Here is a 15,706-nt window from a genome sequence, read left to right as displayed (position 1 = left end):
GTGAGGTTGTAATGTCTAGTTTGAATGCAAGCGGCTACGGTAGTTGGAGTGATGTGCCAAGAGAAGTTTTGAACGATTATATCGAGCGGCAGGTTGTTTCTGGCGATCAATTGATGATGGCAAAACTTTTTTTAAAGAAAGATGCGTTTGTTGCCGAACACCGCCATCCCAATGAACAGTTCACCTATATTCTTTCCGGTAAAGTCTTGTTTCGCTATGGGTTGAATATGGAGCATGAAGCCATTGTTGCTGCTGGTGAGGTGTTGCATATACCTGCAAATGTTCCACACAGCGCTTTGTGTCTGGAAGACGCTGTCGACCTGGATGTGTTCACACCGCTACGTGATGATTGGTTGAGAGCGGGTGGCAATGATTACTTGTCAGGGCAGTCCTGATTGGTTGAAGGCCGTAGGCTTATATAGGCCCTCGGAATAATAAAAAATTATTTTTTTGCACCGCTTTATTAGCTGCTATTAATGATTTGCACTCATGCATAACGCTTGAAGTGTCGGATATCGCTGCTTGCGATGGTCGGTGTTCTTATTCAATTAATTATAAAGTCAAGACAGTAATCATGAATAAAGCAATTACGTATACCGATGTCTATGAGCAGGCAGGAAGTCCTGTCGAACTACTAGATAATATCGTTCAAACGGCCATTTGGCCGGCGGAAACGCTCGAGCACCATCTTGAGTGTCTGCGAGAGTTTCATGACTCACGCAACATTTATCAGGATCTGGAAAATATCCGTCGCGAAATACTCGACAAGGCAACCTTGCGACGTTTGCAAACGCTGGTCGGATATGCCTATCAGCATATTCCTTTTTATAACCGGCTCTATCGTGGTGTCGGCTTTGAACCGGGCGATCTTAATTCTCTTGAAGTCTTTTCGACGTTGCCAGTCGTGTACAAGGCCGATTTGCAGGAAGTGTACGCCGAAGTGGCGGCGAATCCGTACGTGAAAATTAACTTCATGTCCAGGACGTCGGGGTCGACCGGCGTGCCACTGTCGGTCATCAACGATACTGATCGACAGCGTCACTGGTTCATCAAACGCCTGTTCATGTTTGAGCAGATGATGGGCGAGCGTCTCTCGCCAGAAGACTGGATGTACTCGATCTATTACGAGCCGTTTTTCCTGACGAGCATCTTCGGTGACTATAAAACATTTACCGTCGGCTTGAATGCCGATCCCCGGCAGGTGGTAGAGCATATCCGCAGAGTTCGACCAAAACTGATCACAGGCGTCGCCAATCACGTGTTGAAAGTGGCAAGGCTGCTGCCCGACGCAAAAGAGCTGGGGATTCTGGCGTTTACCACCAATAGTGAAAGTTCATCGACGGGTGAGCGAAGAGAAGTCGAGAAGCTGATTAACGTTCCGATACTGGACGAGTACTCATCGGAGGAGCTCGGCATCATCGCCTGGGAACAACGTGATGGCTCTTACATGGTGGCTGAAGACACAGTTCATGTGGAATTGGTGGCTGCTGAAGAGCAAAGCATGGAGCAAGTGGTGGGTACCGATTTGTGGAACTTCACCATGCCGAGAATCCGCTACAACCAAGGTGATTACGCGCAATGGAAAAACGCCGCGCCGGACATCGGGTTGAGACGTCTGGAGCGCATTATCGGACGTCAGGACATGAGCCTGACCAGCCCTATGTACGGCCAGATTGATCCTGGGCTGATCCTGGAAATTTCCGATACCACGCTGTTGCCCGAATCGGCAGGTGTCGCCGAATTTCGTGTTGTGCAAAAGACCCTACGGGAAGTTCACCTGCTCATTAAACCTGCGGGTGACGGACGGGATTGTGGGCATGCAGTCGAAGCATTTACGCAGCGATTCTTGCCGATATTTGGTTCAGATATCGATTTCAAGGTTTTTCTAGTGGATGAGCTGCCGCGTCTGGGCGTCAAGAAAAGATGCATTGTGAGGGAATACCGTGGTTAAGAATATTGGAATCATTCACGACGATATGCACCCGCTTCTGGATAGAATCGCGCAGCGCGTTATTGCCCAGGGGGCAACAGTACAGTTCATTCCCTACTCCGCACTGACGTTTGGATTTGGACCTCCTGAATGTTTGAAGGGAGTGGACGCGCTTTATCTGGATCGCATGGGCGAATTGACCCGCAGCTATTCGACACAGCTGGCATTGTTACCCAGCCTGCAGAAGTTGAGTGGCAATATCCCGATTATCAATGATCCGTCGCACTATACCGTCGCGCGCAACAAAGCCTTGACCGCCCAGGTATTCAAAGAACATGGGATACCAACTCCAGAAACTGCAATTGTCTACAACCTTGCTCAAATAGATGATCTGGTGGGTGTTGATACGCAGAAAAAATTTGTAGTGAAATCGATTCTCGGTTGCTGTGCCGACGATATTTATATCTATCCCGATGACAATAATCGATTAGCGATTGATGCGATGTTGGCGCGTGACGGCATGGCCATCATGCAGACTTTCATCGAGCGGAAAAACCGGTTTATCTGGCGGGTCGACGTCGTCAACGGCAAGGTGATTGTGTGCAATCAGCGCTTTGCATACAACACCGAAGACGAGTTGCCGATCTGTAATGGCACTCGCGGTGGCGAGATTATTTTTCTGCGTCCCGATGACTTACCGGCACACATTTATAACCTGGCGGTTGTCACCGTTCAGACGCTTGGTCTGGTGGTGGCTGGAGTCGATCTGGTCGAGGCGGATAACGGTGAGATTTATGTCATCGAAGTCAATCCGGAACCGGATATCACTCTCGACAAGTACGAACTTCCTAACTCTATTGCGGATTATCTGATCACATTATGAAAAAAGTTCTGGTTGTATCTTCGTCGTCTGATATTGAACAACGACTTGCTCGCATGCTGGAAAAAGGCGCCATTCCCCAGGAAGACTACTCGGTTTTCGTCGAGAAGTTTGGAGAAGAGTCGTCGGCTTCAGATGGACTGTTCAGCAATGTGTTTGCGATCGATGATCTGCGCAATCGCGTTGCAATTGATGCCGGTGTCGAACAGTGTCGCGCGTGGGGACCGTTCGATCTGGTAATTGCAACAGATGAATATTCGGTCATTTTGGCAGCTGAGTTGAGAGAACGCTTGGCGGTGCCTGGACCGAAAGTAAGCGAGATGCTCAAGTTTAGAGACAAAGTGGTGATGAAAGAATCACTGCTGGGGTCGAGCGTGCGCACGCCTGCACTCTATACCATTGATCAGCTGCTTGATGATCACAGTTTGTTGCCGGTAGTGGTCAAGCCACGATCCTATGCTGGCAGTAAAGGCATCAGTATCCTTTACACGCCGCAAGAGGTGGTTGAGCTGGCGAATACCTTCAAGGGAACGCTCACCGATAAAGATGTGGAATTCACCGAATTCTCTCTCGATGATCTGGAAATTGAGGAGTTCATTTCCGGTGAAATCCTGCACATTGATGGATACATTCTTGGTGGCGAAGTGATGTTCTGTGTGCCATCGCAGTATGTCGGAACTTGCCTTAATTACATCAATGGTCAGCCATTGGCTTCGCATTCGGTAGAAGATCGTGAAGAGCACAGGCGCTGGCTGGAGTTTTCAAAACAAGTGCACGCGGTGATGCAGTTGCCTGACGGCGCTTTCCATCTGGAAGCATTCTTGACCAGTAGCGGTGAACGAGTGTTTTTGGAGATCGGTGCTCGTCCCGGTGGTTGTTACATCGTGCCATCCATCGAATATGCAACCGGGCTGAATCTCGATGTGGCGCATATTCAGTGCCAATTGGGGATCGCCCCACAGATTCCAGGTGACGACAGCGAGCAGTTCGGCTGGGTTATTTTTCCCAAGCAAGCGCCCCAGTCTCACGCACCGAAGGTGGGTGAAGTGTGTATTCCGGATCTGAATGGATACTTGTCTCCGGCTTGGACTTTCATACCGACTGCCGAAGACGACTACACGGGTAACTTCTTCTCGTATACCTCGAACTTGGGCGCTTTTGTTTTCAATTCGCCAGACCATCAGTTGATGAAAGACACCTTGCAGCATTTGATGAAGAATTATCGCGTAGGGGCGCTGAGCTAATGAAACGTTCACCTGATCATAAAAACAAAAACCTCACTGAACTTGAAGTCTTCGGTCTGTCGGCACAGTACAACCTCGCAGACGGTCATAGCTATATTTCTGCGAAGACTCACTATCAGCCGGTTTTATCGGCACTGCCTGAGTTATGGAATCTGGCCGCCGACACCTCCGTTCCGCAAATGGAGAAAGAATTCAAAGACAAGTTCGCCGAATATTTCGGCCTGGACGGCCTTCGCCAACACGAATGTTTTTCCATCTGCCCGACGGCTTCCAACAGTATTGATATTGTCGGTGCATGGGCGCGAGCAATGGAATATCGCGTCGGTCTGGTGGAGCCTACATTCGATAATTTGGCGCAGCTGTTAAGGCGCCGCGAGGTCGAGTTGGAGCCTATTCCAGAGTCGACAATCAATGATATTCAAGCCTTGAAACAACTGATTCAGCAGAAGCAGCTGAATGCGGTGTTTTTGGTCAACCCGAACAACCCGACAGGGTTGGTCATCAATCAGTCGCTGATGACTGAGATCATCGATCTGTGCAAACAACTCGATGTCGTGCTGATCCTCGATACATCGTTCCGCTTTTGTCACAGAACGCACGTTGACGAATATGCCCTGCTCACCGAGAAAAAGCTGTCCTTTATCATACTCGAGGACTCCGGTAAGCAATGGCCAACCCTTGATACCAAAGCCAGCCTGTTGTCATACAGTGCTGATATTGCGCCTCTGATTCGCAATATCTACGAAGAGATCTACCTGTGCTCCTCGAATCTTTCCCTGAAACTGATCAGTGCATTTATCGAACATACGATCAGCCTGGGCGGGGTTTCGTATATCCACGGTCTGATCATGAAAAATGCACAAACGGTTCGGGAGCAACTGGCCAATACATTGGTGTCGATCGAGGAAGTCGATCCGGATTCGACCATGACGATCATGTGGCTGAACATTGAAAGAACCGGCATGACCGATCTTGAGTTGATCAACTATCTGGCTCAATACGACGTTGCCGCCTTGCCCGGCCGGTACTTTTACTGGAATAGCCATCACGTCGCTGGCCATGATCGCTTGCGTATTGCCTTGATGAAGCCGGATGAACAATTTGCGTTTTCCATATCCCGACTGCGGCATGCCCTAGAAGTGCTTGAGGTCGAAATTGCCGAGGCCCGGACACCTTGCCTGGAAGGGGCCTAGTCGTGAGAAAAGTTCTGATCACAGGTGACTTTGATATCCCGGCTGACGCGTTTTCAGAAGATTTCGAGTTGATCCATATCCGCCGCCCGCGTGACCTGCAACAGATCATCGATGTGCTGCCGGGGGTTGAGGACTATATTTTGGGTGGTCCCGAATATCTCTCGGCAGCAGTGATCAACGCGGCGCACGAGCTGGAAAATCTGGTCGTCATGGGCACGGGAACCTCCAGTTTCGTGGATATCGATTATGCGAACGAACGCGGAATCCGGATATTCAATACGCCTCATTTGAATGTCGGGGCGGTCGTTGAATTCACGCTGGCGATGATGACCGTATGTACCGCGCGAGTGTTTGAAAGCATTGCTGGTGTCAAGCAAGGCGGGCAGTGGCTGCAAACGCCACGGCCTTCGTTGAGCGCACTGAAGGTCGGCATTGTGGGGCTGGGAGCGATCGGCAAGGCGCTGGCGCGACAGTTGAAGCAGCGCGGCTGCGAGCAGGTGTGCTATTGGTCGAGAAATCGCGATATGCAACTGGAGGGAAGTCTCGGTCTTGAGTACAAAACGCTCGAGAGTCTGGCCAGTCACGTCGATATCGTTTGTATCCACCTGACTTATAGCGCGCAAACTCACGCACTGTTCGATTCGGTGATGCTGGACCGGTTGCGCCCTGATGCCACGATTTTCAATCTTTCCAATCCGAAAATCATCTGTCCGGCTGCTCTCAGGCAGTTCCTGTTAACGCACCCGGATGCTTTTTGCCTCATTGATGGTTACTACCATGAATGGTTCGAAAACAAAGGCCAGGCGGATGATCCCTTCGAGTTGCTGTCGTTACCGGCGCGCAATCTGGTGGTGACCTCGCACCTGGCTGCACAACAACAACAAGTGGTCGCCGAGATTTTCGCCCAGGCTGCCGCACGTGTCTGTCAGTTGGCAGCGCAGGAGGTGGTCCTGTGATCAGAGTCGAAGCGTCATTGCTCAAACGTTCGAATCGCTATGCCTACTCTCGGCTGATTGTCACGTTCGGTTTGCTCATTGTGTCATCGCTGTTATTGCTGCAGCCGATTAACGCCGTGTTCAAAGTATTGCTGGTGGCTGCCAACGGTTTCATGGTGGCCGGATTTTTTTCGGTCATACATTACTGTTGTCACGGAACGTTCTTTACCCAAAAGTATATGAACCGGCGCTTCGGTCAATTGTTGACGAGCGCGATGTTGATGAACTTTTCGGCGTACAAGTTTTTTCACATGCAACATCACCGACGCACTACCGTTGTCGGAGACTCCGAACCGGCTGGCGAGATTCGCAGTGTCTGGCAGTACTTCTGGTTTACTCTGAACTGGGATTACATCAGCGCTTTCGCACGGATGTCGATCGGCAGCCTGTTTGGTTACTTTCCTTTTTTTGTGCGCAGTGAGAAAGCGTGCCGAGAGGTGAAAGTCGACGCGTGGTTGTCACTGGGGTTCATGGTCACGATGCTCTGGGTGACATGGCTGTTTCCGCTGCAAGCATTGCTGGTGTACTGGCTGCCAGTGCAGTTGGCCTTTTCCTTGAACTTTTTTTATACGATTGGCGAGCACTCCGGCGTTGAGGCGTGTGATGATCCGTTACAAAACACTCAAACCTTTGCTCGTCAGAATCGGCTATTCAGCTTCTTCAATCACAACAGTAATTTTCATGCTGCACACCACTGTTTCCCGCAAGTGCCGCCCGACAATATTCCTGCGGCGCACACACTGATCGAAGAAAAACTGAAGCATCGACCCGTGGGTTACATCGAACTGAACGTTCAACTGTTACGCTCGCTGATCAAGAACCCACCGCGATCCGCACCTGCGCCGAACCCGGGACGAGAAACCAGTTTCTTCTACAAATTAGAGACCCGAAATGAAAGCAAGTAACTCACACCTCAAGAGTATGTGGGTGCTGCTCATTGGGAGCGCACTCAGCACCTTCGGTATCTTTCTTTCCATTCCCCTGGTCAGCATGCATGCCTATAACGTCTTTCATCTGTCGGTTTATGAAATAGGCCTGGTATCGGGTGTCTGGCCTGCAACAGTATTTTTCTTTGGATTCATCTGCGGAATGATCGGTGATCGTTGGGGGTATGTGCGCTCGATTCGCACGTCGGCGATCATCAATTGCGCAGCATTCCTGACCATGGCCGTGGCCAGGGATGTGGAAACGTTTGTCTTGGGTCTGGTGCTGTTCGGGATTGGCAAGTCCTTCTTTGACAGCACGATTCGTGCGGCCATGACCTGCGTTTGCCTTCCCCATGAGCGCGAAAAATATTTCCGTTTGCGCTACATGCTGATGAATATCGGGTGCGTTGTCGGGCCGTTGGTGGGCGTTTACGCCTACGAGTACATGGCAAGCGGCGCGTTTACTCTGACGTCGGTCGTTTATGTGGCCTTTTTTCTGCTGACAATGGGGTTCTTGCACATCAGTGATTTCAAGATTGAGCGCCAGGAAATCGCCCACACAACGTTTGGAAAGTTCAAGGTGCTCAAGGACTTCCGGTTGTTGTGCTGGGTTGCTGCATTTGCGCTGGTGCTGATGGCTTACGGCAGTTATGAGGCGTTCATGCCAATCATTGTCGAGCAGTCGGCAGGACTAAGGCCAAGCTTCGGCATTCTGGTTTCCTTGAATGCGGCGGTGGTGATCATCTTTCAGGTCATTCATCTTCGTTACATGAAGTGGTTGCCATTCAATCAGACGGTGATCGCCGGTATCGTTTTGCTGGTGGTCGGCTTCCTGATCTTTACTGTGGATGTAAATGTCTTCTTCATGAGCCTGCTGGCGGTGGTTGTGTTTTCCATTGGCGAGACATTGCTGTTCCCATGCTTTGAAGTATTCATGGACAAAATCGCTCCGGCGCATAACAAGGCCCTTTATTTTGGCGCCGGCGAAGTCAAACAGATTGGCTTCTTTTTGGGGCCTTTGCTGGGCGGCGTGTTATTCACGGCAGGCGGTAGTCATTTGTTGATCGTTTCGTGCGCCTTGTGCATCGCATTGGCCGCGGCGGCGTTGTATCAGGTGCACGCTTCATTGCGCAGCAAGCCTGTACCGAACACCGTCAGCGAAGCCGAACCCACTAATGGCTAGTTGGCTGGACTGAATGCGAGTCAGCACTGGAATGGCGCTGGCTCGTATTCAGTCCAGTTCGGATGACTGACTAGAGGCGCTACGCTCACCAAGGTTCTCCACCAGGCGAACCAGGTACCCATCCGGATCCTGGACCAGAAACTGGCACTGACCGACCTCTTTGGCACCCGCTCGATACCAGACGATTTCGCGCGGTAGAAACAAGGGCCATTGAGCGTTTTGCAGGCGATCGATGACGCTGTCGACGCAAATGACTTCGATCTGAAGGTTGATGCCTCTACCGAAAGGCGCCGCCAGTTCATCCGAAAGCCACTGTTGTTCGACGCTATTGTGTTGTTCCAGCATGATTTGCGCGCCATTGAGGTCAAGGTAGGCAAATCCCTCTTCTGGACGCTCATAGGCGATTTCGAAGCCGACCAGTGTTGTCCAGAAGTGCAGACTGCGTGGCAAATCGGTGACGATCAACTCGGGCACCAGTTTGTTTCGTATGAACATCTTTTTATTCTGCATGAGCCATCAGGTTGCGCAGTGTAGAAGCGCGTCGCGAAGGAAACAATCTGCAAGTACCTGTGTGGCATGACAGTTTTGCGCTGGGCAGATTTACGCAAACGGACCGATAAGAAGGGCCAAATGAGCAAACTCGTTTTACAGGATGTGGAACTCGGTTACGCCCGGCCATTGGTAGGTGATGTCAATCTGCGAATTGCCAATCAGGAAAAAGTCGGTGTTGTCGGAATCAACGGCGCGGGCAAATCCACGCTGATCAAATGTATTACCGGCGAACTTGAACCCTCTCAAGGCAGTGTTTCGACGCAACGCGGGTTGCGTATTGCGCATGTCGATCAACATGTGCCGGCGGCGTTGCTGGCCATTTCATTCCGGCAATGTGTGGCCCAGGCACTGCCGGCTGGCGACCTGGTTACTCGTGAGTGGGAAGTCGACTATATCCTCGATGTACTGCAAGTACCGGGGAGTGTTCGCCAGCGATGTCTGGTTGATCTGAGTGCCGGTTGGCAGCGTTTCGCCCTGATTGCACGAGCCTGGCTTGGTAACCCGGACATTGCCTTGTTGGACGAACCGACCAACTTTCTCGACCTGGAAAAAGTGCTGGTGCTCGAACGATGGATCCGCGATACCGCTGGTGATACGCCGATGATCATCGTCAGCCATGACCGACGTTTTCTCGACAACGTAACGGACTCGACGCTGTTTGTCAGGCCGACGCGTTCGCGCTTCATCAATCATCCTTACACTCGGGCTGTCGACTTGCTGGAGGCTGAAGACCGCGCCGACGAAAACCGTCGCGAGCGTGATGCCAGGCACCTTGAGCGAATGCGTAAAAGTGCCCATCAACTGCGTCAGATCGGGGTTAACAAGCACAGCGATACGGCACTCAAGCGGTCCGCGCAGCTTGACCGGAAAATCGAGGCGTTGGCCGACGCCATCCCCCGCGCGGTGCATGAGCAGCCTCGCGAGATTCAATTGAGCAACAGTGGCACGCATGCAAAAGTGGTGTTGGAGTTTCAGGATTTCACCTTGCGTACCCCGGACAATGATGTATTGCTCGGCATCGATGAACTGCGGATCTGGCAGGGCGAGCGGGTGGTCATTCTGGGGCGCAACGGCGCCGGAAAAACTCGCCTGATTCAGGCTGTTCACGCAGCCATCCTGGATCGTGACGCGGGAGCGCAGGCGGGGATTCGCATCCCCCCATCCATCTCCTGTGGATACGTCGACCATGCGATGCAGGCGCTGGATGCTCGCGCAACGCCACTGCAGTTCATCAGCGAGCGCTTTCGTCTGCATGAAAATCGCACCACATCGTTGCTCGTATCAACCGGCTTTGAGTTGGGGCTACATGGCCGGCCGATCGCTCAACTCAGCGCTGGACAACGGGTTCGCCTGCTGCTGCTGGTGCTGCGCCTGGAGCAACCGAACTTTTATCTGCTCGATGAGCCGACCAACCATGTCGATATCCAGGGCCAGGAAGCGCTTGAGCAGGAGCTGGTGCATCACCAGGCAACCTGTGTCTTTGCTTCGCATGATCGGGAGTTTATCGATCAGGTTGCGACGCGTTTTTTGTGGATCAAAGGGAAGCGACTGATCGAGGTGGACTCGGCGGAAGGTTTCTATCGCGAATTGCGTGAGATGTCCGTCGGTTAATCCGGACTGATAACAACCAAGAAATGAAGAGTGTTCTTGTGGAGCCTGTCGCTCTGCGAGTTGTGCGGGCTCATGTCAAGCAAAAGCCCATATTGAAAATAAAAACTGTTATATGAGGCGGCGGATATATGTCGATCTTTCAGAAAAATATTCACGGTTCCAGCCAATGGACAGATTGGCGCTGGCAACAGAAAAATGCAGTACGCGACGAGCCGGCACTGCGTGAAATCTGTGGTGGGTGGGATGAGGAGATGAGTGCTCATATCGAGCATAACTTGAAAGAGCGCAAGATGCAGATCACGCCTTATTACATTGATCTGATCATGAGTTCGCTCAACTCAAATCAAGTGACAGAACATCCGCTGTGGCGCCAAGTGGTTCCTTATTGGAATGATAATGCGCTGGGCGACTATGACGGTACTTCAGAGAATTGGGAGTTACATCATGAGATGAAAACCCCTATCTGTCAGCATAAGTACGATAATCGCGTGATCCTGCGGATGACCAATACCTGCAATGCTTATTGCCAGTTTTGTTTTGAGGCACTTCGTACCTTGCAGGTAGGGACGGAGAAACCCAACGCCAACTCCGACTCTTTCCTGGACTCGCTCGAATATATTCGCAATACCCCGGCAATCGAAGAAGTCATTCTCAGCGGCGGCGATCCACTGATGCTCTCTGATCGCAAACTGGAAGAAAATCTCGCTGCGCTGCGATCGATCAGCGATGACCTGCTCATCCGTATTCACTCGCGCGCCTTGAGTTTTAATCCATTTCGCGTGACCGATGAACTGGTGGCCATGTTGAAAAAATACAAGGTCAATGCTTTCGGCGTTCATGTGTGTCACCCGCTTGAGCTCAGTGCGGATTTCGCAAATGCAGTTGCGCGTATTCAAAGTGTGGTACCAATCGTTTTTTCGAACATGCCGTTGTTACGCGGTATCAACGATAATGAAGAAACCCTGCATAAGATGTTTATCGATCTGTATCGCATCGGGGTCAAACCCTACTACTTGTACCACTTCATGCCGTTTTCTCCCGGTGCTTCCGAGTATAAGGCTTCAATCAGCCACGCTATCGAGTTGATGAATAGTCTCAAGCGACGTGTGTCGAATATTGCCATGCCCGAATACGTACTTCCGCACGCCCAAGGTAAGTTTACCGTGCCGCTGTTGGACTTTGAGCAACCTGACGAACTGCCGCGTTTTGAATGGCGCGACGGCCAACGTTATTACTCTTTCAAGAACTGGAATGGGCAACTGTGCAGTTGGCACGATGCATAACCAGAACTTTGAACTCAAGCGGTGATCCCTATGAAACAAGACGCTATTTTATTCATTGATATCGATGAAAGTCCCTCTGCCCGTTACAGCTACCGCGAGCCGCATTTTGCGCAGGCTCGCTCACGTGGTCTGGCGTGCTTGATCGCCGCGGTATCCGGGCGTGATTACCTGGAACGTTTGGAGCAGGACAGTGACGAACTGTTCCTGCTCGAAGCGTTGCGCGAAGAGGCCATCCTTGATCTGGTCAAGGAGCTTGAAGGGAGGTACAGCGTTCGTGCCATTTTCTGTCATGCCGGGCACGCTTCTGCCCAAGGGCAGGTGGGCTGCATCGTTGCCCGGGTCTGTCGGCAGCTTGGCCTGGTGTATGCCTGTCCCGACGCAATCGCCGCCTGCAACAACAAGTTTTTGATGCGCCAGGTTCTGCATCGGCATGGACTTCGTTCCGTTCCATTCGCCCTCTGCAATAATCACCAGGAGCTAGAGGAGGGCGCAGCCCGCATCGGTTACCCGCTGATCGTCAAACCGGCGTTCGGAGGGGCTTCGGCGTTTATTCGAAAGTGTTCCAACTGGAGTGAGCTGAGCAGCCATTACACGCATTTTCTCGCGCATCATGGCGAGGCATCCTGCGCGGACTTCTATGGGTGCGCGCACGTATTACCCGACGATGATGGTCTCGCCCGTGACTATATTCCAGGTCAGAGCATTTTACTGGAAGGCTATATCTCTGGCGTCGAAGGCACCGTCGAGTGCGCGATCATCGGCGAGCGGGTTCATCCGGTTCTGATCAATGAGAAACTTTTGTTGACTGAGCGCAGCGGCACAGTGCTCGAGAACTTGCTGATAACACCACCGGCCTCTTTCACGGCAGGCGAATGTGATGAGATTCGACGATACGCCATCGATTGCTTGCGGGCTATCGGACTAACCAACGCTTTGGTGCATTTCGAGTTTCGGCTGACCGAACTCGGGCCTATTGTCATCGAAATCAATCCACGGCTGGGTGGTTTGTATGTCAATGCGGCTTTGCGCGATCTTGCGAAGCTTGATCCCTATCAACTCTATATCTCAGTGCTTCTCGGTGAGCAGGTGCGGGATGCCGAGCTGGAAGCTGCTGCGAAACAGGCTGCCGATTGCGCGCAAAGTTACTCGATGTTGGCGATTTACCCTCAAGAAAGCGGGTTCTTCAAGGGTTTTGCAGGTGTGGACTACCTGCAAGGGCATGACGCGGTGGTCGAGTACGCCGTTCAGGAGCCCGGCAGTCATATCGATGCCGATATCGAAGAACACTATTTGCTCAAATGCTGGGTCAAGGTCGACGGTGCCGCACAGGCTCATTCCCTGCATGACGCGGTGATGCACAACCTGAGTGCAATCATCGATAAACGGCACGCAGGGTAGCACTATGGAAATTTCACGTCTCTACGAACGCCTGACTCAGCATCACTACTGCCATGAGCCTGACTTTAATGAGTTGATCAGAATCGCGCCCGGTGACCGGGAAACATTCCAGGCGTACTGGGCGAATCTGATGCGCGACGATGCCTTCAAGGACTACACCCATCGTGAGCGGCGCATCTTGCGTTATCGTCTGTTGCCTTCAGGGCAACTGCAGATGGACAGAAACGCCGAATACACCTCGTCAGTGGTCTATCCCGTCAACTATCGCCAAGGGACGAACGCCCTGAGTTATGCAGAGGAGGGCTTCATTGCCCATCCTGTCTTGCAGCAACTGCTGGCTGCAGACATCGCGTTGATCGGCCCGAGATTGAAGAACCACATCTGGAGCATCGATATTCATCAGTTTCGCGTGAAAGCGGACAATGCGCTCAGCAGTCCGACGACTTCGGGTATTCACCAGGATGGCCTGGACTGGGTCTTCATGCACTTCATCGATGCGCAAAACACGATGGCGGTGGTATCTGAAGTCTTCGCCTCGCAGGCAGCCGAAAGTTGCCTGTTGCGTGTACCGATGGTGCAGTTCCTTGAGACCATTGTGATCGATGACAGCCTTGTCTATCACCGCGCCGGTGATGTCCGGCAGGTGGCAGGCCAGCATCCCGCCTGGCGTGATCTGCTGCTGGTCGGATTTCGACGCCTGCCCACCAATGAGGAGGCGTCCAGTCCATGCTGAATGAACCTGCGTTGATACAGTCTGCCCGCAATGGGCGTCTGCTGGTTTTTGCCCGGGGCGTTTCCGATTTCGGTGCTTTTCTCAACATGGTGGCGTTATCCACCTACGTTTATTGGCTAAGCCAAAGTGTGGTGTACGTCAGTGTCTTTCTGGCGTGTCGAGTAGTCGGTGGCATTGTTGCCAGTCTGTTCGGGACTTCGCTGTTCAGGCGATATGCCGGTCGGAGCACGTTGGTGGGACTTGATATCTCCAGGGCGCTTCTTTTGACACCGGTACTCCTGCTGTTGCCGGCACATCAACTAAGTGTCCTGCCGTTTATTGCGTTTGGCATCGGTTTGTGCAATTCGCTTTTTGCCATCGGGCTCAATAGTCAGCTACCGATCTGGATCGCTCCCGATCAGCGTGTGTCTACCAATGCCTGGCTGACTTCAGCGGCGGCGACCGGTGCCGTCGTCGGCAGTCTGATTTCCGGGTTGCTGATTGCCGGCTGGGGGTTTGAAGCGGTTTTTGCGACCAACATCGTCACTTATGTATTGGCGGCCTGCCTGATTCTGCCATTGCGCGCGTTGTATCCCGCCATCGCTCGACTGCACAAGGGACTCGCTGACGAATGGGGGGCATTGACGCAGGGTCTGGGCCGGTCACCGGTTTTGGCCGCGATGTTGCTCATCAGCCTCCTCGATACGCTTGGCAGCGCCGCGCACAATGTCGGCTTCCCAGTGCTGTCGCAGTACATCGGCTCGGGTTCGGCGAATACCGTTATGGGGTATCTGCTGGCCGTCTGGGCAGGCGGCAAGTTTGTCGGAGCACGGTTGGCCAGCACAGTGTTGAAGGGGCGGGGGATTCTGGCGATGGAGCGACTGTTCCTGGTGGGCGTGGCGCTGATGTCCACAGGATTTATCTTTACCTTTCAGCAAGCACAGTTGTGGCTGGCATTGATGTTTATCGTCTGGGCGGGCCTGGGTGATGGTATCGCTGAGGTTGCGTTGATCTCCCGTGCCCAAAGCGAGCCTGACGCATTGCGCCTGCCATTGTTCAGCTTGCTGACGCTCGTGCAGATGACCGGTTTTGGTGTAGGGATGCTGATCGTCGGACCTTTCTATGTAATGTGGTCGCCGGCACAGGTGATCGTACTGTTCCACGGCTTACCGTTGACCGCGCTGCTCGTCGCCGGGTTATGGATGTATTTCAAGCGTCGACGATTCAGTGCAAAGACTTTGCTGGAGGAGTAAGACGCAGCAGACGAGTGAGTGGGTCGACGGCGGTGGAACGTCGACTCACTTGTAAGTGATTTTGTTGACATACCAGGTCACTTCACCGGTTGGTGTGTGGACGATCACTTCGTCGCCTTCTGCTTTCTTCAGCAACGCTCGGGCCATCGGTGAGTCGATGGATATGTAGTCGTTGCGAGCGTAGATCTCATCGTAGCCGACGATGCGAAACGTCTTGATCTCGCCGTCGTCATTTTCAACCTCGACCCAAGCGCCGAAAAACACTTTGCCCTCTTGTTCCGGCGAATAGTCGACCACCCTGACGTCTTCCAGCCGCTTGCGTAAATATCTGACCCTTCGATCGATTTCTCGCAGCAACTTTTTGTTGTACTGGTAATCAGCGTTTTCGCTGCGATCTCCGAGAGACGCCGCCCACGTAACCTTTTGCGTGATCTCGGGCCGATAGACGCGCCACAAGTGGTCAAGCTCGGCCTTGAGCGCGTCGTGGCCGCCGCGAGTGATGATATTTGTGGCCAAGCGGCCTCCTTGAAAATCCTCGGGATCGAG

The 15,706-nt window shown here is 52.5% G+C and carries 15 protein-coding genes; 13 read left to right on the top strand and 2 right to left on the bottom strand.

All coding sequences use genetic code 11. The features are described 5' to 3' along the window. The first annotated feature begins 11 nt into the window (after positions 1 to 11). The 8 genes from J5M57_RS12500 to J5M57_RS12465 all read left to right on the top strand — a co-directional run bounded on the left by J5M57_RS12500 (position 12) and on the right by J5M57_RS12465 (position 8,351). Positions 12 to 395 carry a cupin domain-containing protein gene (locus J5M57_RS12500; protein ID WP_169842028.1) on the top strand — a complete coding sequence of 128 codons (384 nt, stop codon included), beginning with the start codon at positions 12 to 14 and terminating at the stop codon, positions 393 to 395. A 179-nt stretch (positions 396 to 574) separates the two neighbouring features. Next, on the top strand, positions 575 to 1,951 hold the full coding sequence (locus tag J5M57_RS12495; protein WP_169842027.1) for a phenylacetate--CoA ligase family protein: 1,377 nt from the start codon (positions 575 to 577) through the stop codon (positions 1,949 to 1,951). Beyond that, the gene (locus J5M57_RS12490) at positions 1,944 to 2,813 is read left to right on the top strand and encodes an ATP-grasp domain-containing protein (protein ID WP_207848114.1); all 870 of its coding nucleotides are present in this window, start codon (positions 1,944 to 1,946) and stop codon (positions 2,811 to 2,813) included. The genes J5M57_RS12495 and J5M57_RS12490 overlap by 8 nt, the downstream gene beginning before the upstream one ends. Beyond that, a complete protein-coding gene (locus J5M57_RS12485) occupies positions 2,810 to 4,054 on the top strand; it encodes an ATP-grasp domain-containing protein (protein ID WP_169842025.1) in 1,245 nt (414 codons plus the stop codon). The genes J5M57_RS12490 and J5M57_RS12485 overlap by 4 nt, the downstream gene beginning before the upstream one ends. Then, positions 4,054 to 5,247, top strand: a complete 1,194-nt coding sequence (locus J5M57_RS12480) for an aminotransferase class I/II-fold pyridoxal phosphate-dependent enzyme (protein WP_169842024.1) — start codon at positions 4,054 to 4,056, stop codon at positions 5,245 to 5,247. Before J5M57_RS12485 ends, J5M57_RS12480 begins: the two co-directional genes overlap by 1 nt. A gap of 2 nt (positions 5,248 to 5,249) precedes the next feature. Further along, the gene (locus tag J5M57_RS12475) at positions 5,250 to 6,203 is read left to right on the top strand and encodes an NAD(P)-dependent oxidoreductase (RefSeq protein WP_169842023.1); all 954 of its coding nucleotides are present in this window, start codon (positions 5,250 to 5,252) and stop codon (positions 6,201 to 6,203) included. Further along, entirely contained in the window at positions 6,200 to 7,147 is a 948-nt protein-coding gene (locus J5M57_RS12470; protein ID WP_169842022.1) for a fatty acid desaturase, read from the top strand. Before J5M57_RS12475 ends, J5M57_RS12470 begins: the two co-directional genes overlap by 4 nt. Continuing rightward, positions 7,134 to 8,351: an MFS transporter gene (locus J5M57_RS12465; RefSeq protein WP_207848115.1), complete on the top strand. Its 1,218-nt coding sequence runs from the start codon at positions 7,134 to 7,136 to the stop codon at positions 8,349 to 8,351. Before J5M57_RS12470 ends, J5M57_RS12465 begins: the two co-directional genes overlap by 14 nt. A gap of 48 nt (positions 8,352 to 8,399) precedes the next feature. Here the strand turns inward: J5M57_RS12465 and J5M57_RS12460 are convergent, their stop codons facing one another. Beyond that, a complete protein-coding gene (locus J5M57_RS12460) occupies positions 8,400 to 8,846 on the bottom strand; it encodes a VOC family protein (protein ID WP_169842427.1) in 447 nt (148 codons plus the stop codon). A 135-nt stretch (positions 8,847 to 8,981) separates the two neighbouring features. Between J5M57_RS12460 and J5M57_RS12455 the strand changes: the two genes are divergently transcribed. From J5M57_RS12455 to J5M57_RS12435, 5 genes are all read left to right on the top strand, one after another. Continuing rightward, complete coding sequence (locus J5M57_RS12455; RefSeq protein ID WP_169842020.1) at positions 8,982 to 10,514, top strand: ATP-binding cassette domain-containing protein; 1,533 nt, start codon at positions 8,982 to 8,984, stop codon at positions 10,512 to 10,514. Between the two features lie 128 nt (positions 10,515 to 10,642). Further along, entirely contained in the window at positions 10,643 to 11,797 is a 1,155-nt protein-coding gene (locus J5M57_RS12450) for a radical SAM protein (protein WP_207848116.1), read from the top strand. A 30-nt stretch (positions 11,798 to 11,827) separates the two neighbouring features. Then, positions 11,828 to 13,195 carry an ATP-grasp domain-containing protein gene (locus J5M57_RS12445; protein WP_207848117.1) on the top strand — a complete coding sequence of 456 codons (1,368 nt, stop codon included), beginning with the start codon at positions 11,828 to 11,830 and terminating at the stop codon, positions 13,193 to 13,195. A 4-nt stretch (positions 13,196 to 13,199) separates the two neighbouring features. Continuing rightward, positions 13,200 to 13,928, top strand: coding sequence for a 2OG-Fe dioxygenase family protein (locus tag J5M57_RS12440; protein ID WP_207848118.1), 729 nt, complete (start codon positions 13,200 to 13,202; stop codon positions 13,926 to 13,928). Next, positions 13,922 to 15,160, top strand: a complete 1,239-nt coding sequence (locus J5M57_RS12435; RefSeq protein WP_169842016.1) for an MFS transporter — start codon at positions 13,922 to 13,924, stop codon at positions 15,158 to 15,160. The genes J5M57_RS12440 and J5M57_RS12435 overlap by 7 nt, the downstream gene beginning before the upstream one ends. A 45-nt stretch (positions 15,161 to 15,205) precedes the next feature. Here the strand turns inward: J5M57_RS12435 and greB are convergent, their stop codons facing one another. Beyond that, entirely contained in the window at positions 15,206 to 15,676 is a 471-nt protein-coding gene (greB, locus tag J5M57_RS12430; RefSeq protein WP_207848119.1) for a transcription elongation factor GreB, read from the bottom strand. Positions 15,677 to 15,706 lie beyond the last annotated feature (30 nt).

The sequence above is a fragment of the Pseudomonas sp. 86_A genome (genome assembly GCF_017491705.1).
Classification (GTDB): Bacteria; Pseudomonadota; Gammaproteobacteria; order Pseudomonadales; family Pseudomonadaceae; genus Aquipseudomonas; species Aquipseudomonas koreensis.
This window is presented reverse-complemented; position numbering and strand designations above follow the sequence as displayed.